This is a genomic window from Neopararhizobium haloflavum (assembly GCF_002750855.1).
Taxonomy (GTDB): Bacteria; Pseudomonadota; Alphaproteobacteria; order Rhizobiales; family Rhizobiaceae; genus Georhizobium; species Georhizobium haloflavum.
Window position 1 is genome coordinate 260,406 of the sequence record NZ_NWUC01000006.1, and the last position, 21,629, is coordinate 282,034.

Here is a 21,629-nt window from a genome sequence, read left to right on the forward strand (position 1 = left end):
CTGATTTCCGTTTCGGCCGCCGTTCGGCCTTCGCGATGCTGACCTATCTGTTGCAGCGCCTTGCTTCGCTTGTCCTGACGCTCGCAGCGGCGACAATCGTCATTTTTGTCATGATCGAAATGGTTCCGGGTGATCCGGCAGCCTTCATGATGGGCATGAACGCCGATCCGGAGGCTGTGGGAGCCCTGCGCGATCAGCTTGGCCTCGATCAGCCCGCCGCCGTGCGGTACCTCGACTGGGTGAAAGGGCTTGTCGCCGGCGATTTCGGGGTGTCCTACACCTACAAGGTTCCGGTCTTTGAGCTCATCGCCGATCGCATCGGCATTTCGCTGCCTCTAACGCTCTATGCGCTGGTGCTGTCGACGCTGATCGCGATCCCCGCGGGCGTGTTCGCCGCCTCTCGTCGCAATGGTGCGGCCGACGTCTCGGTCATGGGCGTCACGCAGCTCGGTATTGCGATCCCGAACTTCTGGTTCGCGATGCTGCTGGTCTTCGTCTTCGCCATCACGCTCCGCTGGTTCTCGGCCGGCGGATTTCCTGGCTGGGACGCAGGCTTCCTGCCGGCGATGAAGGCGCTGACACTGCCCGCGATCGCGCTTGCCCTGCCCCAGGCTTCCATCCTCGCGCGTGTCATGCGGTCGGCCCTGATCGACACGATGGGCGAGGACTATGTCCGCACCGCCCGTGCCAAGGGCCTCACGGCGCGCCAGGCGCTCTGGCGCCACGCCCTGCGCAACGCGTTGATCCCGGTCCTGACCATCATCGGCCTTCAGTTCTCGTTCCTGCTGGCCGGCGCGATCATCATTGAAAACGTCTTCTTCCTTCCAGGACTCGGCCGTCTCGTGTTCCAGGCGATCACCCAGCGCGACCTGATCGTGGTCAAGAGCGTGGTGATCCTTCTCGTCTTCGCGGTGACGGTCGTGACCTTCCTGGTCGATATGGCCTACGCCGCCGTGGATCCGCGCCTGAGAAGAGGTGGATGATGGACCGGACGCGCGATGAAAGACGCCGCTGGGGCGCCGCACGCACGACACGGAGCTTCCTTGTCGGCGGCGCGCTGACACTCACCTTCCTTTCCGCTGCGCTTCTTTCGCTGGTCTGGAGGCCCTATGACGTCACCCGCCTCGATGTCGCCTCGCGGCTGCTGGCACCTTCGGCCGACCATTGGCTCGGCACCGACCAGTACGGCCGCGATCTCCTTGCCATGGTGATGGTCGGCGCACGCACCTCGATCGCCGTCGCGCTGATTGCCGTCGGCGTCGGCGTTCTTTTCGGTGTGCCGCTCGGACTTTCGGCGGCGGCGCGGCGCGGCGGCTGGCTCGATGAGTTCATCATGCGCGGCAATGATCTGATCTTTGCCTTTCCAGCCTTGCTGCTGGCGATCATGATCACCGCCGTCTTCGGTCCGGGGGCGGTCAATGCGATCATCGCGATCGGTATCTTCAACATTCCCGTCTTCGCGCGGCTGTCGCGCGGTGGCGCGCTGTCTCTCTGGACGCGCGACTTCGTCCTTGCCGCGCGGGTCGCCGGCAAGGGGCCGGCGCGCATTTCCGCAGAGCATATCCTTCCCAACATCATGAATCTTCTGATCGTGCAGGCGACCATTCAGTTCTCGCTTGGCATCCTGGCCGAAGCGGGACTCTCCTATATCGGCCTCGGCGCCCAGCCGCCCCTGCCGAGTTGGGGGCGCATGCTGGCCGAAGCGCAAACGATGATATCGCTCGCCCCGCATCTGGCGCTCGTGCCCGGCCTTGCCATCGTACTCACCGTGCTCGGGCTCAATCTGATGGGCGACGGTCTGCGGGACATGCTCGATCCACGCCTTCGCCGCGAGCGCCGGGCATGAGCGCATCGCTTTCCCTTAGCGCCGTGTCGCTGTCGATCCAGGGACAGCCGATCCTCGATCACGTCGATCTTGAACTCAAGAAGGGCGAAGTCCTGGGCCTTGTCGGCGAATCCGGTTCCGGAAAATCGATGACTGCCCTCGCCGCCATGCAATTGTTGCCGCAGGGCGCTTCGCTGACCGGCGTGATCGAACTCGATGGCCAGGACCTGACCGATCTCGACGAGGCGGCGTTGTGCCGCCTTCGGGGCGGCGCCATCGGCATGATCTTTCAGGAGCCGATGACCGCCCTGAACCCGCTGCAAACGATCGGCCATCAGGTCGCCGAGACGATCCGCATACATCGCGGCGTCAGCCGACACCAGTCTGCGAGGCTGGCACGCGAGGTGCTCAATCGTGTCGGGTTACCGGAAGCGCATTTCGCGCTCGATCGCTATCCGCACGATCTGTCCGGCGGACAGCGCCAGCGCGTGGTGATTGCCATCGCCATCGCCTGCCGGCCCAAGGTCCTCATCGCCGATGAGCCGACGACGGCGCTCGATGTCACGACCCAGGCGGAAATTCTCGCGCTGCTCAAGCATCTGGTCGCCGAGGAACAGATGGGCCTGCTGCTGATCACGCACGACCTCGCCGTTGTCGCTGACATGGCGGACCGGATCGCCATCATGAAGGATGGCCGCATTGTCGAGGCGGGTGAAACGGTCGCGCTCTTCGACACGATGCGCCATCCCTATACCCGTCGCCTGTTCGAAGCCTCCAGGCACGTCCCGCGCGGTGAGCGCCGGCGCGCCGAGGGGGAGCCGTTGCTGGAGGCTGAAGGGATCGTGCGCGACTACCGCTTGCCGCGCCGCGCCTTCTGGCATCCGCGCCGCACGCACCGCGCGGTCGACCATGTCTCCTTCACGCTGCGCCGCGGCGAGAATGTCGGTCTGGTCGGGGAATCGGGCTGCGGAAAGTCGACCCTCGCGCGGGCCGTGCTCGGCCTGGAATCGCTACAGGAGGGACGGATCACGCTTCTGGGTTCGCCCTTTGCGGGTCGGGATATCCTCCCTGAACCGGCAGCCCGTCGCGACGTCCAGGTCGTGTTCCAGGATCCCTATGGCTCGTTCAATCCGCGGCACCGGGTGGAGCGACTCATCGCCGAGCCGTTTCACCTGCTCGATCGCCCGCCACACGGCGCCGTCCGCCGTGCGCGGATCGAGCGTGCGCTCGGTGAGGTCGGCTTGGCGCCGGCCGATGCCAGCAAATACATTCACGAATTCTCGGGCGGCCAGCGCCAGCGCCTCGCCATCGCCCGGGCGCTGATCATCGAACCTGCCTTGATCATTCTCGACGAGGCGGTGTCGGCGCTCGACGTTTCGATCCGTGCGCAGATCCTCGATCTGCTCGCCGATCTGTCGGAGCGTCTTGGCGTGACGTATCTGTTCATCTCGCACGATCTGTCAGTCGTGCGCGCGATCACCGATCGCGTCATGGTGATGAAGGATGGGTCCATCGTGGAGGAGGGCGAGACCGACGAGGTCTTCGCCCGCCCGCAGCATGCCTATACGCAGCGGCTCCTGGCTGCGACGCCGCTCATCGACGATGCGCTTGCCCGCCGACGCGACCGCACCCTCAGCCGATGATCTGGTAGCAGATGCTGGTCACGCCGGCATTGATGAAGCCGAGTTCGTTAGCAGCAGCCTTGGAAAGATCGATAAGCCGATTATGGATGAACGGTCCACGGTCGTTGATCCGCACCACGACCTCGCGGCCGTTGTTCTGGTTGATCACCTTGACCTTCGTGCCGAAATCGAGATGCCGGTGTGCGGCGGTCAGCTTGGCAGGATCCATCTGTTCGCCCGAAGCGGTCATCGACGTGAGCGCATACCAGGAGGCGCGCCCGCATTGCTCCTGAGCCTGCGCTTCCTTGACCGGTGCGGATCCCCAGGCGATGGCCGCCAGGACGACGGCCGCGGCTGAAACTTTCGTTAAATTCATTCGAAACACCCCGTTAACCCTTGCGTCGAAACGGGCAAATGGGGCGAGAACCGGGCACGGCCGGTCACGGGTCATTTCGAAAAATTACTGCGCCGGCAAAAGGTTAGCCGGCCCAGTTGTTGTCGTTCCAGAGCTGGGAAAGGGCGGCGCGATAGTCGCTGTAGCGAAAGCTGTAGCCTGCCGCCTTCAGCTTGCCGTTCGCCACACGCTTGTTTTCGCTATAAAAACTGCGAGCCATCTGTGACAACTGCGCGGCGGAAAAATCGATCTCCGCCGGTGGTGCCACACCCATGAGGTCGGCCGCATAGCTCACGACATCCTGCGGTGGCGCAGGCTGATCGTCGGTAACGTTAAACGTTCCGGAAAGTTCCCGCTCTTTCAAAAAAAGTGCAGCCGCGGCGATATCGGCGACATGGATGCGGTTGAACACCTGTCCGGGCTTGATCAGTCGCTTGGCCTTGCCGTCACGCAGGTTGATGAACGCATTGCGGCCCGGACCGTAGATGCCGGAAAGCCGCATGATCGCCACCGGGACATCCGCGCTGCGTCCCGCATCGATCCAAGCCGTCTCGGCGGCGATCCGCATGATCGAGCGATCCGATACCGGATGACAGGACGTATCCTCGTCGACCCAGCCGCCTTCATGGTCGCCATAGACGCCGACAGTCGAAAGGTAGGCGGCCCATCGCAGGTTGGGAAGATGCGCCTTGAGATCATTGCCGATCAGCCCGAGGAAATGATCGCCGGCCGCATCGGGCGCAATCGACTGGATCAGATGAGTGGCCTCGCGCATCGCCGCGATGAGTTCATCCGAGAGCGTCAGTCCGTCAAAGAGCATGGCATTGGTGATGCCGCGCGCCTTCAGCCGCGCCAGTCCTTCCGTCGTGCGCGTGGTGCCGCCGACCCAGTCATCGGTCGCCTGCCTGGCGATTGCCTGGCCGGAGTAGCCGGCGCCCAATATCAGCATGCGTGTGGTCATCAAGTGGCTCCGTGCTGGATGACGCCCGCTGCGGCCCACTCCGCGCGGACATCCGGCGAGGGATCGTCCTGTGTGGCGATCGATTCGAATTCAGCATCCGGCATAAGGCGCGAAAGCGCCCAGACCGCGGCACCGCGAACAAGCGGCGAATCGTCGGCCAGCAGGGCGCGGCAGGGTGCGATGAGAGTGAGGTCGCCGCTGTTGCCCGCGGCGATCAGCACGTTGCGAAGGAAACGGGCCCGTCCGATCCGCTTTACCGGCGAACCGGAGAAGAAGGTCCTGAAGGCTTGGTCGTCGAGGGTCAGCAGGTCGACGAGCCGTGGTGCGTCGAGTTCGTTCCGCGCCTTGAGTTTTGCCTCGCGCGCGTGGCTGGCGAACTTGTTCCAGGGGCAGACGGCCAGGCAGTCGTCGCAGCCATAGATGCGATTTCCGATCGCCTCGCGAAATTGGCGTGGTATCGGGCCCTTGTGTTCAATGGTCAGGTAGGAGATGCACCGTCTCGCGTCCAACTGGTAGGGCGCCGGAAAGGCATTCGTCGGACAGATGTCGAGACAGGCCCGGCACGAGCCGCAGTGGTCCGCCTCGCTCTCGTCACGCGGCAGTTCGGCGGTCGTGAAGATCGAGCCGAGAAAGAGCCACGAGCCGAAAGACCGGCTGACGAGGTTTGTGTGCTTGCCCTGCCAGCCGAGCCCGGCCTGCTCCGCCAGCGGCTTTTCCATCACCGGAGCGGTATCGACGAACACCTTCACGTCTGCACCAGCGCGCGCGGCGAAAGTCTGGGCCACGGTCTTCAGACGGCCCTTGATCACGTCGTGGTAATCGCGGTGGCGGGCATAAACGGAGATCCCGCCACGGTCCTTCTGCTGAAGCACCGCCAGAGGATCGGTGTCCGGCCCGTAATTCATCGCCAGCATGATGATGGAGCGCACCTGTGGCCACAACGTCGCCGGATCGGCCCGCCGCTCGGCCGTCTCCTCCATCCAGCGCATGCTGCCGTGCCGCCCTTCCTTGAGAAACGCGGTCAATCGTTCCGGCGCTTGGGGGATTGCGTCCGGCGCGACCACGCGCAGACCGTCAAAGCCTTCGCGCGCCGCGACCTCGGTCAGAAGCGCCTTCAGCCGCTGGCCTTTATCGTCCCCCATGTTCCCCGTGCTTTCCGAAGCGACGGTCGCCATGGCGTTTCACCCTAGAAGTCGAGATCCGCGTAGTGCGATGCCGGCGTCACGCTGCGCACCCGATCCGACAAGATCGGACGGAAGGATGGCCGCGACTTCAGCCGCTGATACCAGTCTTTCGCCTGAGGCCAGTCCTTCCAGTCGATCTCGCCGAGATAGTCGAGGACAGAGATCGAGGCGGCGGCGGCAAGATCGGCGTAACTCAGCCGTTCGCCGGCTAGCCACGCACGGGATCCGGCCAGCCAGGAGAGATACTTCATGTGCTGCTTGATGTTGCCGCGTGCCGTGCGCATCAGCTTGGAATCGGGGGCTCCACCGCCAAGATTGGCTGGCATGTGCAGTTTGAAAACGCGTTCGCGTGCCAGATGCCGCGTCACGTCCTGTTCCATCTTGATGAGGAACCATTCCACCAGCCGCCGGATTTCCGCCCGTTGGAAACTGTTCTCCGCCAGCAGGCGACGGTCGCGCTTCAATGCGCCGTGCGTCTCGTCGAGATACTCGGAGATCACGGTGGCGCCACAGAGCGCCCGCATGGAATCATCGACATAGACGGGCAGCGTGCCGGCCGGATTGAGCGCAAGGAAGTCGCGCCGCGCCTCCCATGGCTGCTCGTCGATGAGATCGTACTCGAACCCGTATTCGCCGAGAACCAGGCGGATGAACCGCGAGTTGGACGACATGGGATGATGATAGAGGGTCGGCATGCTGCAACTGTCTCTTTTTTGCCGGCTTCGAGGTCAAACTGCCGCGTCTCGATCCGATGGTCTGGCCACCGCTTCGGCGAAGCAGCTATAGGGGGTCGCATCGGTCAAGACAAGCGGGCCGCGGCTGCTGCCGCGCCTGTGCGCCATCGCAATGGGACGGTTTGATGGGTGAGGGAACGATAGTCGGCGCGCTCCTTCTGGGCTTGCTCGAAGGACTGACGGAATTCATCCCTGTTTCCTCGACAGGCCATCTGCTTCTTGCCGGTCATTTTCTCGGTTTCGAATCGACCGGCAAGACGTTCGAGGTGCTGATCCAGCTCGGCGCCATCATGGCGATCCTCTCGGTCTATTTCACCCGTCTGTGGCAGATCGCGCGCAGCCTGCCGACCAGCGCCGAATCGCGCCGTTTCGTGTTTTCGGTTCTTTTGGCATTCCTGCCCGCCGCGGTGATCGGCTATTTCGCCCATGGTTTCATCAAGACCGTCCTGTTCGAAACGCCGGTGCTCATCTGCATCGTTCTGATCCTGGGCGGTTTCGTGCTGCTTTGGGTCGACCGTCTCGATCTCAGGCCACGCTACACGAGCGTCGTGGACTATCCACCTTCGCTCGCTTTGAAGATCGGGCTCTTCCAGTGCCTCGCCATGGTTCCGGGCACGTCGCGCTCCGGCGCCACCATCGTCGGAGCATTGCTGATGGGTGCCGACAAGCGCTCGGCCGCGGAGTTTTCCTTCTTTCTTGCCATGCCGACCATGCTCGGTGCTTTCACGCTCGATCTTTACCGCAACCATGCCATCCTCACCGCGAACGACCTGACGATCATCGCGATCGGTTTCATCGCCGCCTTCGTCGCCGGTGTCTTCGTCGTTCGCTCGCTGCTCGATTTCGTCGCCCGTCACGGCTACGCGCCGTTCGGCTACTGGCGCATCGGTGTCGGCGCGGCGGGGCTCCTCGGTCTCTGGCTCGTCGGCTGACGCCGTCAAAAGACGGCGCGGCGGATCAGATCGAGCGCCATCACGGTCACAATCGCGCGCATTCCCGTGCGGAAGGTTCGCTCCGGCAGCCGATTGAGAATACGCGTACCGACGACGGTTCCGGCGAAGCCAGTCGCGATCATCGCCGCGACGAGAGGAACCCAGGTTGCAAAGGCAAAGCCGGCCAGCGCGAATCCCAGAATCTTGAAGACATGCTGGGTGGTCATCACCGCCGAAAGCGTTGCCACCAGGGCGTGACGGTCGGCGAAGGTCTTGGAAAAGAGCGCCGCGTTGAGCGGCCCAGTCGCCCCGACGAACATGGACAGGAACGTCGTGAAGAGCCCCGTGAGACCGAAGCCGGTCAACGAAAGGGCCTGAAGCCGGGGAATCGGAATCCATGTCACGGCAAGGATGAAGAAGCCGAGCAACGCTGTCAGCAGCGTTTCGGGCAGTTCCACCACAAGGTTCGCGCCGATCAGGCCGCCGATCGCACCGCCAACGGCGAACGCGAAAAGCAGGCGCCAGGCGACATGCGCCCGTTGGACGAAGAAGCGCCCGCCATTCGATCCGAACTGGACGGCGCCATGAACGGGGATGAGCGCCGCGATCGGCATGCCATAGGCCATGATCGCGAGCATCAGGATACCGCCGCCCAGTCCCACCGCCGCGGTCAATGCCGAGGTGAAGAAGCTGGCAACGACGAGAAGGAGAGCGAAGCCTGGTGCGATGGTGTCCGGCAGCAGGCTCGACAATGCTGTCCTCAGTGCTCGCCGCGGTCGGCGACGGCGTCGGGCTTGGTGAACTGGCCCTGCACGCGGAAGCGCATCAGGTAGCTCGGGAGGATGGCGTCGAGCAGCGTCGGCTGAATGCCGAGACCTTCAAGGGTTCGCCCGTCCTGGATCGCATCCTTCGAGACCACGTTGTCGCGGCGCAGTTGCTTGACCTGATCGCCGGTGATCGGCGGTGCGATCAGCGGCACATGGGCGAACGTGCGTCCCATCAGGGAGGCGATCGACCAGGGGATCGAGACGAAGGCGCGCTTGCGCTGGATCACCTTCAGCATCTCTTCCATGCATTCGCGGAACGTCAGGACCTGCGGCCCGCCCAGTTCCAGCACCTGACCGCCCTTGATCGCGCCGTCGACATGGCGGGCAAAGACCTCGGCGACATCGCCGACATAGACCGGCTGAAGCCGCGTCTTGCCGCCGCCGATCAGCGGCAGGGCCGGCGCGATGCGCGACATCTCGGCGAATTTGTTGAAGAAACCGTCCTCCGGCCCGAAGATGATGGACGGCCGAATGATCAGCGCGTCCGGGACGATCTCCCGCACACTCGCCTCGGCCAGCCCTTTCGTGCGGGCATAGTCGGAATCGGCGTGCGGATCGGCGCCGATGGCGGACATGTGCGTCAGTGGCACGCCCTCGGCCCGCGCCGCCTCGGCAACCGCACGTGCCCCGAAATCCTGAACGCTGTCGAAACCGTTGCGTCCAGTCTCATAGAGAATGCCGACGAGGTTGATCACATGGTCGGAGCCCTTCACCGCCCGGTCGACGGACTCGCGATAGCGCAGATTGGCCTGCACCGCCATGATCTGGCCGACCGCGCCGAGCGGCTGGAGAAAGCTCGCCAGATGCGGCTTGCGGCAGGCAACGCGCACCCGGTAGCCGCGCTGCGCAAGCGCCCGGATCACATGGCGCCCGACAAATCCGGCGCCGCCGAATACGGTGATCAGCTTGGGGTGGGGAGGCGTCGTCATCGTCAAGGGTCCTGTCGTCTATTCCTGGGCAGGCGGAGGGTGCCGCTTGCTTATGCTATTTCCGAACGGCGGGGAACCATCGGCGTCGGCGCCTATCCGTCATATCCCGCCACGATGATCAATTCGGCCTCGGCGACCGATTGGCGGATTGCCTTGGCTTCCTGATAGGCGGGGCTGTTATAGCAGTCTCGCGCCGCTTCGACCGAGGGGAACTCGATGACGACGTTGCGCGCGCGCGCCGTTCCCTCGAGCGCATCGACTTCGCCGCCGCGCACCAGGAACCGGGCGCCATACTGCTCGAAAGCCGGCTTGGCAGTCGAGACATAATCCTTGTATCGCTCGGGGTCGCGCACGTCGACGCGGGCGATCCAGTATCCTTTGGCCATGGTCATCTCCTTGTTGCTTCTAGGCCGCGGCCCGGATTTCGGCAGCGATGGAGGCAGCTGCCGCCTTCGGGTCGGCAGACTGGACGATGGGGCGCGCGACCACCAGATGGCTGGCGCCGGCGGCGATCGCATCGCCGGGGGTCGTCACCCGCTTCTGGTCACCTGCCGCACTGCCTGCCGGACGGATGCCCGGCGTCACGACCGCCATTTGCGGACCGACGATGGCGCGCACGTTGCGCGCTTCGGCCGCCGAGCAGACGATGCCGCCCATGCCGGCATCGCGCGCCTGGGCGGCCCTGCGCTCCACCAGGGCGTCGGGTGTCAGCGCGTAGCCGGCCTCCTTAAGGTCGCCTTCGTCCATGGACGTCAGGACCGTCACGCCGAGAAGGCACAGCGGGGAGCCGCGCGCCGCCTCGACCGCTGCGCGCATCGCCTTGGGGTAGGCGTGCAGCGTCAGCATCGTCATGTCCATCCTCGCGATGTTCTCGACTGCTTTTGCCACCGTGTTGTCGATGTCGAGGAGCTTCATGTCGAGGAAGACCGACTTTCCATCGCGGCGAAGATCGCGCGCGAACTCCAGGCCGCCGGCGAAAACGAGCTGATAGCCGATCTTGTAGAAGCCGGCTGCGTCGCCAAGCTTCGTCACGATCGCTTCCGCTTCCTTGATGGTCGGCACATCCAGTCCGACGATCAGCCTGTCTTCCGTCATTGTCTGCTGCCTGCGGTGGTCCTTCGATCCCGTTCTCGTCGCATGAAGCCGGTCGGATCGCAAGCGCGCCGACCTATCGCATGCCCCGCCAGCGGCTCTGTTCGACGAGGGCACGGCAGGTTGTTGCCAGCGCCGCCGCCGCGCGCTCGTCGATGAGCGTGCCGGACGCGTCGAAGGCCTTCGCCGCAGCGCCGATCGAACATTGCGCGGTCACGACCTCGGCCCCGACATTCATCATCACGGATCGGACATGGTAAAGGCCGCGCGCACCCGCGAACCGCCCGTTTGATGCCGAGCCGAGCGCGACGAGCGTGCCCTTCCAGGGCTTGAGCGCGCGGTCGCCATCCTTGGAGATGCGGCTGACCCAGTCGATCGCATTCTTGAGAAGCGGTGGGATGGAGGAGTTGTATTCCGGGCAGGCCACGAAGACCGCATCATGATGCGCGATCTGCCGGCCAAGCTTCATGGCGTTTTCGGGGATGCCCTCGCGCGCCTGCAGATCCTCGTCCATGATCGGCAGCGGATAATCGCCAAGCGACAGGCGCGTGACGTCGGCGCCGAGCACCGCAAGTTCGCGCGCTGCTGCGTCGGCGAGGCTCGCATTGAACGAGCCCGATCGGACCGATCCGGGAAAAACGAGAACCTTGGGCGTCATGCCGGCCGGCTGTAGAGCCACAGATGCGCAGGCGGAAGGTTACGCACCACGAAGTCGAGCCGCTCGACCACGTAGTTCCCCCGCTCGGGCGCGATCGGAGAGCGCGGACCGTAGGTGATCTGCACCACCGGCCGGCCCTCGGGGATGCGCGTCAGGAGATCCTCCAGAAAGGCGATCCGGTCGGGCATGGGAAAGTTGAGAAGCGGAATGGCGGAGACGACACAATCGAACGTCGTATCCGCGAATTTTCCGAGCGTCGCATCGAGATTGAAAGCATCGCCCTGAATGAAGCGAACGCTCGGATAGTCCTTGATCAGCTGAGCGTAGAAATCCTCCGAGAATTCCACCGAGATCAGATCGTCCGGCGAAACGCCGCGTTCAAGGATCGCTTTGGTGATGACCCCGGTGCCCGGGCCGAGTTCGAGGACGGGCAGACCCGACCCGGCATCGATCACGCTGGCCATGCGGCGGGCGGTGGTGGTCGAGGTCGGGATGATCGAGCCGACGGCTTTGGGGCCATCGATCCAACCCTTGAAGAAACGGATTTCCTCATTGAAGCGTTCGGAGAACTTTCGCGACAGCGCGCCGACCATGCTGAGTGTCCCTCCAGGGCGACCCGGACATTGCCGCCATGCCGATATCCAAGAGCGACGTCAACGGCCGCTCGGCCGTTCTAGGCCGATTTCGCCTCAAGCTCAAATGACGCAACGTCACACGAAGCGGCTAGTTGCTGAGCGTATCGAAAAAATCCTTCATGCGCGAAAAGAAACCCGCCGATTCCGGGCTGTTTTCCTTCGACGACAACGATTCGAACTCGGTCAGCAATTCGCGCTGGCGCTTGGACAGCTTCTGCGGCGTCTCGATCGTGACCTGGATGTAGAGATCGCCGGTCTGAGACGATCGAAGAACCGGCATGCCCTTGCTGCGCAGACGGAATTGCTTTCCGGTCTGCGTTCCCTCGGGCACTTTCACGCGCGTCTTTGAACCATCCAGCGTCACCACGTCGAACTGGCCGCCAAGAGCGGCCGTCGTCATGGAAATCGGCACGCTGCAGAAAAGATCCGCGCCGTCGCGCTGGAAGAATTCGTGCGGCTTGACCGAAAGGAAGATGTAGAGGTCGCCCGATGGGCCGCCGCGCATGCCGGCCTCGCCTTCGCCGGCCAGCCTGATGCGCGTTCCGTCCTCGATGCCGGCTGGAATGTTGACCGAAAGCGACCGGTCTTCCGTGACGCGGCCCTGGCCGGCGCATTTCGGGCAGGGATCGTTGATCGTCTGACCCCGTCCATGGCAAGTCGGGCAGGTCCGCTCGATCGAAAAGAAGCCCTGGGCGGCGCGAACGCGCCCCGAGCCGTGGCAGGTGCCGCAGGTTGTCGGATGCGTGCCCGGCTTGGCCCCGGATCCGGAGCAATTGTCGCACTGGATGGAGCTCGGCACGCGGATTTGGGCCGTCTTCCCGTAATAGGCCTCTTCGAGCGTGATCTCCATGTTGTAGCGAAGGTCGGCACCGCGCTCGCGTCCGCCGGTGGACCGGCGCTGGCGCGCCCCGCCCATCATCTCGCCGAAGATGTCTTCGAAGATATCGGAAAAACCGCCTTGGCCGCCGGCACCGAAACCGCCGCCGCCAAAGCCGCCCGCGCCGCCGTTCTCGAACGCTGCGTGGCCGAAGCGGTCATAGGCCGCCCGCTTCTGCGGGTCTTTCAGGGTCTCGTAGGCCTCGCCGACTTCCTTGAATTTCTGCTCGGCCGCCTCGTCGCCGGGGTTGCGGTCGGGATGGTACTTCATCGCGAGCTTGCGATAGGCGCTCTTCAGCTCCTTTTCGTCAGCCCCCTTCTTGACCCCGAGCGTCTCGTAGAAATCTGCTTTCGCCATAAATGTGCAGGCTCCGCACGTCTGACCGTCCCGGCCGCCTCAGGCGACCGGGACCGATGGGTTCAACTTACGCGGACTTTTTCTTCTCGTCGTCGTCGTTGACTTCTTCGAAGTCGGCATCGACGACGTTGTCCCCATCCTTCGCCGCATCGTTGGCGGCGTCGTTCGCAGCCGTCTCGGCCTGCTGGGCTTCGTACATGGCCTGTCCAAGCTTCATGGAGGCTTCGGCAAGCGCGTTGGTCTTGGCCTTGATGTCCTCGGCGTCGGGCTCGGATGCCTCGACGGCGGACTTGAGGTCGGCGAGCGCAGTTTCGATCGCCTTGCGATCCTCCTCCGAGACCTTGTCGCCATAGTCGGCAAGTGACTTCTCGGACGAGTGGATCAGGCTTTCGGCCTGGTTCCGTGCTTCCACGGACTCACGCCGCTTCTTGTCGCCCTCCGCGTTCGCCTCGGCATCCTTGACCATCTGCTCTATGTCGGCATCCGAAAGGCCGCCAGACGCCTGGATGCGGATCTGGTGCTCCTTGCCGGTGCCCTTGTCCTTGGCGGAAACGTTGACGATGCCGTTGGCGTCGATGTCGAAGGTGACCTCGATCTGCGGCACGCCGCGCGGGGCAGGGGGAATGCCGACCAGGTCGAACTGACCCAGCATCTTGTTGTCCGACGCCATTTCACGCTCGCCCTGGGCGACGCGGATGGTCACGGCGTTTTGGTTGTCCTCGGCTGTCGAGAAGGTCTGCGACTTCTTTGTCGGGATCGTCGTGTTTCGATCGATCAGACGGGTGAAGACGCCGCCGAGCGTTTCGATGCCGAGCGACAGCGGCGTGACGTCGAGCAGCAGGACGTCCTTGACGTCGCCCTGAAGCACGCCGGCCTGGATCGCGGCGCCGAGCGCGACGACTTCATCCGGGTTGACGCCCTTGTGCGGTTCCTTGCCGAAGAACGACTTCACCGTTTCCTGGACCTTCGGCATGCGCGTCATGCCGCCAACAAGTACGACTTCATCGATCTCGCCGGCCTGGATGCCTGCATCCTTGAGCGCAGCCTTGCAGGGCGCCACGGTGCGCTGGACCAGATCGTCGACCAGGCTTTCGAACTTGGCGCGCGAAAGCTTCATCGTCAGGTGCTTGGGACCCGACTGGTCGGCGGTGATGAAAGGCAGGTTGATCTCGGTCTGCGAGGAGGACGACAGCTCGATCTTGGCCTTTTCCGCAGCTTCTTTGAGGCGCTGCAGCGCAAGCTTGTCCTTCTTCAGGTCGATGCCTTGTTCCTTCTTGAACTCGTCGGCAAGATATTCGACGAGGCGCATGTCGAAGTCCTCGCCGCCGAGGAAGGTGTCGCCGTTGGTCGACTTCACCTCGAAGACGCCGTCGCCGATTTCGAGGATCGAGACGTCGAAGGTGCCGCCGCCAAGGTCGTAGACGGCGATCGTCTTGCCGTCTTTCTTCTCGAGCCCGTAGGCGAGAGCGGCAGCCGTCGGCTCGTTGATGATGCGCAGCACTTCAAGGCCGGCGATCTTGCCGGCATCCTTGGTCGCCTGGCGCTGGGCGTCATTGAAGTAGGCGGGAACCGTGATGACGGCCTTCTCCACCTTCTCGCCGAGATAGCTTTCGGCGGTTTCCTTCATTTTCTGCAGCACCATGGCCGAGATCTGCGAAGGCGAATAGTCGGTCCCGGCGGCCTGTACCCAGGCATCGCCATTGTCGGCCTTCACGATCTTGTAAGGAACCATGTCCTTGTCTTTTTGCGTCGTCGGATCGGCGAAGGTGCGGCCGATGAGGCGCTTGATCGCAAAAAGCGTGTTCTCGGGGTTGGTCACCGCCTGGCGCTTGGCCGGCTGGCCGACGAGACGTTCGCCGTCGTCGGTGAAGGCGACCATCGAGGGCGTGGTGCGTGCGCCTTCCGCGTTTTCGATAACCTTCGCGTCCTTGCCGTCCATGACGGCGACGCAGGAGTTGGTTGTTCCGAGGTCGATGCCGATAACTTTAGCCATTGTTCTTCTCTCTCCTTAAAGCGAGCCGTCCGGACCCGGTGTGGCGTTCCGACTGACGGCCCCTAACGGGATTGGTGTTGGTTTGTCATTCTGCTGAGCCAAGCAGTTCCCGGCGTATATAAGAACCGGGTTTTGTCACTGCAAGACGGAAGTTTTGCCTGCCGCCAATGCGTGGGGAACCCTCATTGTGCCGTGCGCGGCGCGTCGCTGAGGGTCAATTTCCCATGAGAAAGTCGAGCAGCGTCGTGCGCCGTGGCTGGGCCTCGGCAACCGGCGGTGGACCTGCATCGCCCCAGCCGCCCTCTCCGACATTGGCGGGAGGAACGGGCGGGCCGCCTGCGCGCTGATCCCCCGGATAGTCGAGAAGATCCGCACCCCAGCGCGAGGGGTCGTCACCGGCGATGATCGAGCCGACGCCATCCTGCGGCACGCTTTCGGGCGGCGCCAGCCGTCCTGCCGGCGGGCCGGGCAGCGCGGCCACGGGAACGCCGCTATGCGCCCCGGCCATGAAGTCTTGCCAGGCGCGGGCCGGCAATCCGCCACCCGTCACCTTGTTCATCGACGTGCCGTCGTCATTGCCGAACCAGACACCGGCGACGAGATTGGCCGTATAGCCAACGAAAAGCGCGTCGCGGAAGGACTGCGTTGTTCCCGTCTTGCCAGCGGCCTGCCACCCTTCGAGCTGGGCGTTGCGGCCCGTTCCGGCGGATACCACCTCGCTGAGCATCATGTTCATCGTGCCCGCGACCGCAGGATCGAGCACCCGATCCGCCTCGGGCTCGCCCCGCTCGAACAGCACCTTGCCCTCATCGTCCGTCACCCGGCTGATGATGTAGGGCGAAACGCCATAGCCGCCGTTCATCATCGGCGCGTAGGCCGATGTCAGCTCCGTCAGCGTGACCTCCGACGTGCCGAGCGCAATGGAGGCGTTGGCGTTGAGCGCCGATTTGATACCGAGCCGCTCGGCCAGCGAAACGACATTCGCCGGTCCGACCTCCATCACCAGTTGCGCTGCGATCGTGTTCAGCGAGGAGGCGAGCGCGTCGTGCAGCGTCACCTGCCCCCGGAATTCGTTGTCGTAGTTGGAAGGCGACCAGTTGCCGATCTGGATCGGTGCATCGTTGCGCACCGAGTAGGGGCTGAGGCCCATCTCGAGCGCTGCGGCATAGACGAAGGGCTTGAACGCCGAACCGGGTTGCCGCCTGGCATCGGTTGCGCGGTTGAACTGGCTTTCCGCATAGTTGCGCCCGCCCACCATGGCGCGGATGGCACCCGTGGCGTCGAGCGCCACGAGAGCGCCCTGGCTGACGTTCAGCGTCTCGCCGTTCTCGTCGATCGCGTCCTGGATCGCCGCCTCGGACAATTGCTGCAGATCGGAATCGATGGTCGTTTCGACGACGATGTCGCCTGTCACCTCGCCGATCAGGTCCGGCAACTCGTCCATCACGGCATCGGCGACATAGTGTTCGGCCCCCGTCCAGAAGCTCGGCGCGCGTGTCGGGGATTGCGTCATCGCCGTCGTGACCTGGGCGTCTGTGACGTAGCCGGCATCCGCCATGGCATGCAGCACGACCTGCGCGCGTTCCTCCGCCGCCTGCGGATCGCGCGCCGGTGACAGGCGCGAGGGCGCCTTGAGAAGCCCGGCCAGGAGCGCCGCCTCGGCCAGCGTCACATCCTTGGCGGGCTTGTTGAAGTAGCGCCGAGACGCCGCCTGCACGCCATAGGCGTTGGACCCGAAATAGACCCGGTTCAGATACATCTCCATGATCTGATCCTTGCTGAAGCGATGCTCAAGCCAGAGTGCCAGCAGGACTTCCTGTACCTTGCGTTCGACCGTGCGTTCCGGCGAGAGGAAGAGGTTCTTGGCCAGCTGCTGCGTGACGGTCGATCCACCCTGAACGACGTCGCCCGCCATCAGGTTCGCCACCATGGCGCGCGCAAGCCCGAGCGGATCGATTCCGAAGTGGCTCTGGAAGCGGCGGTCCTCGATGGCCATCACGGCCTGCGGAATGAAGGGTGACATTTCCGTCAGCGCCAGCTGCTCGCCGCCAGTCGCGCCGCGATTCGCCATGATCGCGCCGCCGACCGACACGATCCGCACATTGGGTGGGCGGTCGGGGATGGACCAGGTCGATGCGTTGGGCATCTGCGCGGCGTAGTAGGCGGCGATGGCTCCAACGCCGATCGCGCCCCATATCCCAAGGACGCAGCACCAGTAGACCAGGCCGCGCGCCAGCCGGAAGAGTCCGCCGCCACCGCCGCCCGCGCGTCCGCCGCGTTTGCCTGATTTCTTCCGGGCCCTGGTGCCGCCGCGCCCGTTCTGTGCGCGGTTCGACCGTTTGCGCCCCGCGTTCGAGGCACTCACGCGGTCGTCGCGCCCGACGCGAATGTCTTCCCCGCGGGGTCGATTGCCCTCGAATGTCGGCTCGATACGCCGCATGCCCGATCGCCTTGAAAGTCCGAACTGATCATTACGCTTTGTGTCGCGTTGAAACGATCTGGTGAATCCTAAATGCGGCGATTTAAGGTGCGGTTAATCATCCGATCCTTCCTGCCATACGGGCCAGCGCCGGCGGCACACAATCAGTCCGCCCGCAATGATGTCGCCGCTTATCCGGATCTGTAAAAATTTAACTATTAGTATTAACAAATGGTTTTCCCGTCCTCCGAGACGTATTGGATTGTCTTATTTCGACAGCTGACCGAATATAAAATCTATGCTGTCGTCATTTATTGGGGGTGTATCTCTCAGAAAAATGGTCTGGCAACCAAATATATTGAATGGGAGACATCCAAGTGGCGCAACTGGTATTTCAGAAAGCTTTCGACCTGCTCTCGGTGAATGAGTTCAGAGGAGAATTCGTCGAGCAGACGGCCGAACGGATCGTCGGCAGCGACGGGGTCAGCACGGCCTATTACTACGGTCAGTTCACCATTTTTCCAGACGGTGATTTCAGCGGCACACTGGACGGGATCGAATACTTCGAAGGGGACGATCTCATCTTCGTCGCCAATGATTTTTCGGTCGATGCCGCCGAATTCGGCGCTCTGATCAGGACCGACCAGGTCGAGGCGGCTGTCGCTCTCGTTCTTGGTGGCAACGACACGGTTTACGGCAGCAACGGCGACGATGTGCTGGTGGGCGCCGGCGGCGACGATGTGCTCTTCGGCGCCACAGGTGACGACGAATTCCACGCCGGCAACGGCTCGAACACGATCCACGGCGACGATGGTTTCGACGTTGCCTATTACGATGGGCCGGCATCGGAATGGACCGTCGCCTCCGCCGAGACGGGCTTTACCGTGTCGCATGACAGCGGCACCGACACGCTCGCCAATGTCGAGCGCCTTGCCTTTTCCGACACGATGATCGCGCTTGATGTCTTCGGCAATGCCGGCGCCGCGTTCCGCATCTACGAGGCGGCGTTCGACCGGGCTCCGGACGCCTCGGAAGTGGGATACTGGATTTCCAACATGGATGCCGGCTGGACGCTCGAGGACGTCGCGGCGCGCTTCGTCGACACGCCGGAATTCGCTGCCCTCTACGGCGAGAACCCGAGCAACGCGGAATTCGTCGATCGGGTCTATTTCAATGTGCTCGATCGCCAGGCGGACGAAGGCGGCGCTGCCTATTGGCAAGGCGAGCTGGACGCGGGTGCGATGTCCCAGGCAGAGGTACTGGCGCGCATTTCCGAGAGCGGCGAGAACGTGGACGGCGTCATGCCGCAGATCGAGAACGGGATCTGGTACACGGTCTGATCGATCGGTTGGGAGCGGCGCCGTGCTGCCGCTCCCTTTTGACTGTGGTGTCCACTCGCTGTTGAAAGACTCCGGAAACCACGAAGTCAGTGCAATCGGAGGCACCGGCGCCTCGACGGGCGATGTTAAGGCCCCGGTGATGCCCGCGCGTGTAGACCGGTCACCGCATCCCTAACGCAATTCGACGGGTGGATCGCATGGCATACACACTTCCCCAGCATGGCGACCGGGTCGACTGGGTCGATCACGCCAAGGGCATCTCGATCCTCCTCGTCGTCATGATGCATTCCACGCTCGGCGTCGAGATCGCCGCCGGCGCGGTCGGTTGGCTGCATCCCGTGGTGGAGTTCGCCAAGCCGTTCCGCATGCCGGCGTTCTTTCTGATCTCCGGCCTCTTCCTCGCCCGCACGATCGATGCGCCCTGGCGCCGCTTCCTCGACAGGAAGGTTCTCCATTTCGCCTATTTCTACGTGCTGTGGGTGCTGATCCAGTTTGCCTTCAAGGGTCCGGGCATCGCCATGGAAGGCGGCGTCGGTGCGGCCCTCGCGGCGCTTGTCGAGACAACCTACCAGCCTTTCGGCACGCTCTGGTTCATCTACGTTCTGCCGGTCTTCTTTCTCTTCACGCGCCTGGTGCGCGGCCTGCCGGTGTGGCTTGTCCTGGCCTGGGCAGCGCTTCTGGAAGTCATGCCGATTGCAACCGGCAGCGTGGTCTACGACGAATTCGCCGCGCGCTACGTCTATTTCTTCGTGGGATACGCCCTCGCTGGCTCCATCTTCGGCTGGCAGCGGTGGAGCGCCGCGCGCATCGCTCCCGTCATCGCGGGCCTCATCGCCTGGTTCGCGGTCAACGCGGCGCTGTCGCAAGCGACCCTTCCGGCCGGTCTGACGCCATATGCGCAAGTCTTTTCAAGCGAGCCGACCGTCCTTCGATGGAGCGATCTGGCTGGCATCTCGCTCGTGCTCGGACTGGCTGGGAGCCTGGCGCTCGTTGCGGTTTGCGGTCTGATCGCGAGGGCGCGCTGGAGCCAAGGGTTGCGCTGGATCGGCGCCCACTCCATCGTCATCTACCTCGCTTTTTTCCTGCCGATGGCAGTGACGCGGACCGCGCTCCTCAAGCTCGGCATCATCGCCGATGTCGGCACCATGTCGCTGATCACCTGGATCGCCGCGGTGTCGGGACCCGTCGTGCTCTACCTCGTCATCCAATGGTCGGGGTGGGGGCGGTTCCTCTTCGAGCGTCCCCGCTGGGCGCGCCTGGAGGGCGCGACCCCGCGCGCCGCTGAGCAGGGCAACAGCGCGGCTCAGGCCGGCTGACGCGCCAGGGCATCCATGACGCGGATCCACGAGCGGATGCCCTTGTGAAACGACGTCAGCTCGTATTTCTCGTTCGGTGAATGAATGCGGTCGTCCGCAAGGCCAAAGCCGATCAGCAGCGAATCCATGCCGAGCATCTTCTGGAAATCGCCGACGATCGGGATGGAGCCCCCCATCCCGATCATGACTGCCGGCTTCGGCCATTCTCCCGTAAGGGCATCCTTTGCCGTGTTCAGAAGCGGCGAATCGTAAGGCAGCTGGATGGCCGGCGATCCGCCGTGCTCGTGGAACGAGACCTTGCAGTCTTCCGGAACCCGCGCCTCCACGAAGGCGCGGAAATTGCGCCGGATCGCCGCCGGGTCCTGCTCTCCGACCAGTCGGAAGGAGACCTTCGCATGGGCTTCGGCCGCGATCACCGTCTTGAAGCCCTCGCCCGTATAGCCGCCCCAGATGCCGTTCACTTCGGCTGTCGGCCGCGCCCATGTCAGCTCCAGCACCGACCGGTCTTGCTCGCCAGCGAGCTTGGAGAGCCCGACCTCACCGAGAAAGGCTTCCGCCGTGCGTCCCAGCTTGTCCCAGCTCTGCTTGATCTGGCTCGGGGTTTCCTCGACGCCGTCGTAGAAATCGGGGATCGTGATGCGCCCGGTCTCGTCGCGCATCGCGGCGAGGATCGTGGTCAGGACGTGAATGGGATTGGCGGCGGCGCCGCCGAAATAGCCCGAGTGGAGATCACGGTCGGCTGCCGTGATGGTGATTTCCTCGCCGACGAGGCCGCGCAGCCCGGCCGAGATCGCCGGCGTGTCCGCGTCCCACATGTTCGTATCGCAAACCAGCGCGAAATCAGCTTTCAGCTCTTCCGCATTGGCGTCAAGAAACGGCTTAAGTGAGGGCGATCCGGATTCTTCCTCGCCCTCGAAGAGTATCGTCACCTTCAGCGGCAGAGAACCTGCGGCCTTCTTGTAGGCGCGGCACGCTTCCACGAACGTCATCAACTGTCCCTTGTCATCAGCCGAGCCGCGCCCGGTGATCACCTTGCGCCCTGTTTCCGGGTGCTCCTTGACGCTCGGTGTGAAGGGGTCATCGTGCCAAAGGTTGAGCGGATCGACCGGCTGGACGTCGTAGTGACCGTAAAAGAGCACGTGTGGCGCATCGGCCGTTGCGCCGTCATGATGAGCGACGACCATCGGATGACCGCTGGTATCGCGCACCGACGCGTCGAACCCGATGCTCTTGAGCTGTGCAACCAGAAATTCCGCAGCCGCCCGGCAGTCCTGCTTGTACCCCGGATCCGTTGAAATCGACTTGATGCGAATGAGGTCGAACAGCGTTTCGAGGCTGGACGGCAGCGCGGCGTCAGCCTCTGCGAGAACGGGTGCGATATCGGTCATGGTCGGCAAGCCTCAATGTGGGAATCGATGGTCGGGGGACCATATCCGCCGCGCCGGGAAAGACAATGGTGCGGCCGCAGGCGTCGCCGGGACGTCGGGAGCTTCTGCTAGCCAAGAAAAAGCCGCCGCGACGGGGGCAAATGTCG

General features: G+C 63.7%; 20 protein-coding genes. 6 read left to right on the plus strand and 14 right to left on the minus strand.

The window, feature by feature from the left end:
• The first annotated feature begins 35 nt into the window (after positions 1 to 35).
• Genes CN673_RS14735 through CN673_RS14745 form a run of 3 tightly spaced genes read left to right on the plus strand, consistent with a single transcriptional unit; the run spans position 36 to position 3,468 of the window.
• Positions 36 to 983 (plus strand): ABC transporter permease, encoded by a 948-nt coding sequence (locus CN673_RS14735; RefSeq protein ID WP_099867109.1) that lies wholly within the window; start codon positions 36 to 38, stop codon positions 981 to 983.
• The gene (locus tag CN673_RS14740; protein WP_099867110.1) at positions 983 to 1,846 is read left to right on the plus strand and encodes an ABC transporter permease; all 864 of its coding nucleotides are present in this window, start codon (positions 983 to 985) and stop codon (positions 1,844 to 1,846) included. The genes CN673_RS14735 and CN673_RS14740 overlap by 1 nt, the downstream gene beginning before the upstream one ends.
• Positions 1,843 to 3,468 (plus strand): ABC transporter ATP-binding protein, encoded by a 1,626-nt coding sequence (locus CN673_RS14745; RefSeq protein WP_099867111.1) that lies wholly within the window; start codon positions 1,843 to 1,845, stop codon positions 3,466 to 3,468. The genes CN673_RS14740 and CN673_RS14745 overlap by 4 nt, the downstream gene beginning before the upstream one ends.
• On the opposite strand, the gene CN673_RS14750 is transcribed toward CN673_RS14745, so the two are convergent.
• The 4 genes from CN673_RS14750 to CN673_RS14765 all read right to left on the minus strand — a co-directional run bounded on the left by CN673_RS14750 (position 3,458) and on the right by CN673_RS14765 (position 6,681).
• Positions 3,458 to 3,823, minus strand: coding sequence for a septal ring lytic transglycosylase RlpA family protein (locus CN673_RS14750; RefSeq protein WP_099867112.1), 366 nt, complete (start codon positions 3,821 to 3,823; stop codon positions 3,458 to 3,460). The two genes, CN673_RS14745 and CN673_RS14750, sit on opposite strands and share 11 nt — an antisense overlap.
• A 103-nt stretch (positions 3,824 to 3,926) precedes the next feature.
• Positions 3,927 to 4,802, minus strand: a complete 876-nt coding sequence (locus tag CN673_RS14755) for an SDR family oxidoreductase (RefSeq protein ID WP_099867113.1) — start codon at positions 4,800 to 4,802, stop codon at positions 3,927 to 3,929.
• Positions 4,802 to 5,977, minus strand: a complete 1,176-nt coding sequence (gene queG, locus CN673_RS14760; protein WP_198586006.1) for a tRNA epoxyqueuosine(34) reductase QueG — start codon at positions 5,975 to 5,977, stop codon at positions 4,802 to 4,804. Before queG ends, CN673_RS14755 begins: the two co-directional genes overlap by 1 nt.
• 11 nt (positions 5,978 to 5,988) lie before the next feature.
• Positions 5,989 to 6,681: a glutathione S-transferase family protein gene (locus CN673_RS14765; protein ID WP_099867114.1), complete on the minus strand. Its 693-nt coding sequence runs from the start codon at positions 6,679 to 6,681 to the stop codon at positions 5,989 to 5,991.
• A 164-nt stretch (positions 6,682 to 6,845) separates the two neighbouring features.
• Between CN673_RS14765 and CN673_RS14770 the strand changes: the two genes are divergently transcribed.
• The gene (locus CN673_RS14770) at positions 6,846 to 7,652 is read left to right on the plus strand and encodes an undecaprenyl-diphosphate phosphatase (RefSeq protein WP_099867115.1); all 807 of its coding nucleotides are present in this window, start codon (positions 6,846 to 6,848) and stop codon (positions 7,650 to 7,652) included.
• A gap of 5 nt (positions 7,653 to 7,657) precedes the next feature.
• Here CN673_RS14770 and CN673_RS14775 read toward each other — a convergent pair whose 3' ends face one another.
• The 9 genes from CN673_RS14775 to CN673_RS14815 all read right to left on the minus strand — a co-directional run bounded on the left by CN673_RS14775 (position 7,658) and on the right by CN673_RS14815 (position 17,460).
• Positions 7,658 to 8,404 carry a sulfite exporter TauE/SafE family protein gene (locus CN673_RS14775; RefSeq protein WP_245409922.1) on the minus strand — a complete coding sequence of 249 codons (747 nt, stop codon included), beginning with the start codon at positions 8,402 to 8,404 and terminating at the stop codon, positions 7,658 to 7,660.
• An 8-nt stretch (positions 8,405 to 8,412) separates the two neighbouring features.
• A complete protein-coding gene (locus tag CN673_RS14780; RefSeq protein WP_099867117.1) occupies positions 8,413 to 9,408 on the minus strand; it encodes a complex I NDUFA9 subunit family protein in 996 nt (331 codons plus the stop codon).
• A gap of 92 nt (positions 9,409 to 9,500) precedes the next feature.
• Positions 9,501 to 9,794, minus strand: coding sequence for a DUF1330 domain-containing protein (locus CN673_RS14785; protein ID WP_099867214.1), 294 nt, complete (start codon positions 9,792 to 9,794; stop codon positions 9,501 to 9,503).
• Positions 9,795 to 9,813: 19 nt separating this feature from the next.
• Entirely contained in the window at positions 9,814 to 10,503 is a 690-nt protein-coding gene (gene pyrF, locus CN673_RS14790; protein WP_099867118.1) for an orotidine-5'-phosphate decarboxylase, read from the minus strand.
• Positions 10,504 to 10,576: 73 nt separating this feature from the next.
• Positions 10,577 to 11,158: an NADPH-dependent FMN reductase gene (locus CN673_RS14795; RefSeq protein ID WP_099867119.1), complete on the minus strand. Its 582-nt coding sequence runs from the start codon at positions 11,156 to 11,158 to the stop codon at positions 10,577 to 10,579.
• Positions 11,155 to 11,751: a phospholipid N-methyltransferase PmtA gene (pmtA, locus tag CN673_RS14800; RefSeq protein ID WP_099867120.1), complete on the minus strand. Its 597-nt coding sequence runs from the start codon at positions 11,749 to 11,751 to the stop codon at positions 11,155 to 11,157. Before pmtA ends, CN673_RS14795 begins: the two co-directional genes overlap by 4 nt.
• Positions 11,752 to 11,881: 130 nt before the next feature.
• The gene (gene dnaJ, locus CN673_RS14805) at positions 11,882 to 13,027 is read right to left on the minus strand and encodes a molecular chaperone DnaJ (protein ID WP_099867121.1); all 1,146 of its coding nucleotides are present in this window, start codon (positions 13,025 to 13,027) and stop codon (positions 11,882 to 11,884) included.
• 67 nt (positions 13,028 to 13,094) lie between these two features.
• The gene (dnaK, locus tag CN673_RS14810) at positions 13,095 to 15,020 is read right to left on the minus strand and encodes a molecular chaperone DnaK (RefSeq protein ID WP_099867122.1); all 1,926 of its coding nucleotides are present in this window, start codon (positions 15,018 to 15,020) and stop codon (positions 13,095 to 13,097) included.
• 214 nt (positions 15,021 to 15,234) lie between these two features.
• Positions 15,235 to 17,460: a transglycosylase domain-containing protein gene (locus tag CN673_RS14815; protein WP_099867123.1), complete on the minus strand. Its 2,226-nt coding sequence runs from the start codon at positions 17,458 to 17,460 to the stop codon at positions 15,235 to 15,237.
• Between the two features lie 356 nt (positions 17,461 to 17,816).
• On the opposite strand from CN673_RS14815, the gene CN673_RS14820 reads away from it, so the two are divergent.
• Together CN673_RS14820 and CN673_RS14825 are read left to right on the plus strand one after the other, a co-directional pair.
• Positions 17,817 to 18,779, plus strand: coding sequence for a DUF4214 domain-containing protein (locus CN673_RS14820; protein ID WP_198586007.1), 963 nt, complete (start codon positions 17,817 to 17,819; stop codon positions 18,777 to 18,779).
• A gap of 197 nt (positions 18,780 to 18,976) precedes the next feature.
• A complete protein-coding gene (locus CN673_RS14825) occupies positions 18,977 to 20,095 on the plus strand; it encodes an acyltransferase family protein (protein WP_099867125.1) in 1,119 nt (372 codons plus the stop codon).
• Here the strand turns inward: CN673_RS14825 and CN673_RS14830 are convergent.
• Complete coding sequence (locus CN673_RS14830) at positions 20,083 to 21,483, minus strand: dipeptidase (protein ID WP_099867126.1); 1,401 nt, start codon at positions 21,481 to 21,483, stop codon at positions 20,083 to 20,085. The two genes, CN673_RS14825 and CN673_RS14830, sit on opposite strands and share 13 nt — an antisense overlap.
• Positions 21,484 to 21,629 lie beyond the last annotated feature (146 nt).

Coding starts and splice junctions, on each gene's coding strand:
- CN673_RS14735 (WP_099867109.1), top strand. CDS start 36: ATGCTGACCTATCTGTTGCAGCGCCTTGCTTCGCTTGTCCTGACGCTC.
- CN673_RS14740 (WP_099867110.1), top strand. CDS start 983: ATGGACCGGACGCGCGATGAAAGACGCCGCTGGGGCGCCGCACGCACG.
- CN673_RS14745 (WP_099867111.1), top strand. CDS start 1,843: ATGAGCGCATCGCTTTCCCTTAGCGCCGTGTCGCTGTCGATCCAGGGA.
- CN673_RS14750 (WP_099867112.1), bottom strand. CDS start 3,823: ATGAATTTAACGAAAGTTTCAGCCGCGGCCGTCGTCCTGGCGGCCATC.
- CN673_RS14755 (WP_099867113.1), bottom strand. CDS start 4,802: ATGACCACACGCATGCTGATATTGGGCGCCGGCTACTCCGGCCAGGCA.
- queG (WP_198586006.1), bottom strand. CDS start 5,977: ATGGCGACCGTCGCTTCGGAAAGCACGGGGAACATGGGGGACGATAAA.
- CN673_RS14765 (WP_099867114.1), bottom strand. CDS start 6,681: ATGCCGACCCTCTATCATCATCCCATGTCGTCCAACTCGCGGTTCATC.
- CN673_RS14770 (WP_099867115.1), top strand. CDS start 6,846: ATGGGTGAGGGAACGATAGTCGGCGCGCTCCTTCTGGGCTTGCTCGAA.
- CN673_RS14780 (WP_099867117.1), bottom strand. CDS start 9,408: ATGACGACGCCTCCCCACCCCAAGCTGATCACCGTATTCGGCGGCGCC.
- CN673_RS14785 (WP_099867214.1), bottom strand. CDS start 9,794: ATGGCCAAAGGATACTGGATCGCCCGCGTCGACGTGCGCGACCCCGAG.
- pyrF (WP_099867118.1), bottom strand. CDS start 10,503: ATGACGGAAGACAGGCTGATCGTCGGACTGGATGTGCCGACCATCAAG.
- CN673_RS14795 (WP_099867119.1), bottom strand. CDS start 11,158: ATGACGCCCAAGGTTCTCGTTTTTCCCGGATCGGTCCGATCGGGCTCG.
- pmtA (WP_099867120.1), bottom strand. CDS start 11,751: ATGGTCGGCGCGCTGTCGCGAAAGTTCTCCGAACGCTTCAATGAGGAA.
- dnaJ (WP_099867121.1), bottom strand. CDS start 13,027: ATGGCGAAAGCAGATTTCTACGAGACGCTCGGGGTCAAGAAGGGGGCT.
- dnaK (WP_099867122.1), bottom strand. CDS start 15,020: ATGGCTAAAGTTATCGGCATCGACCTCGGAACAACCAACTCCTGCGTC.
- CN673_RS14815 (WP_099867123.1), bottom strand. CDS start 17,460: ATGCGGCGTATCGAGCCGACATTCGAGGGCAATCGACCCCGCGGGGAA.
- CN673_RS14825 (WP_099867125.1), top strand. CDS start 18,977: ATGGCATACACACTTCCCCAGCATGGCGACCGGGTCGACTGGGTCGAT.
- CN673_RS14830 (WP_099867126.1), bottom strand. CDS start 21,483: ATGACCGATATCGCACCCGTTCTCGCAGAGGCTGACGCCGCGCTGCCG.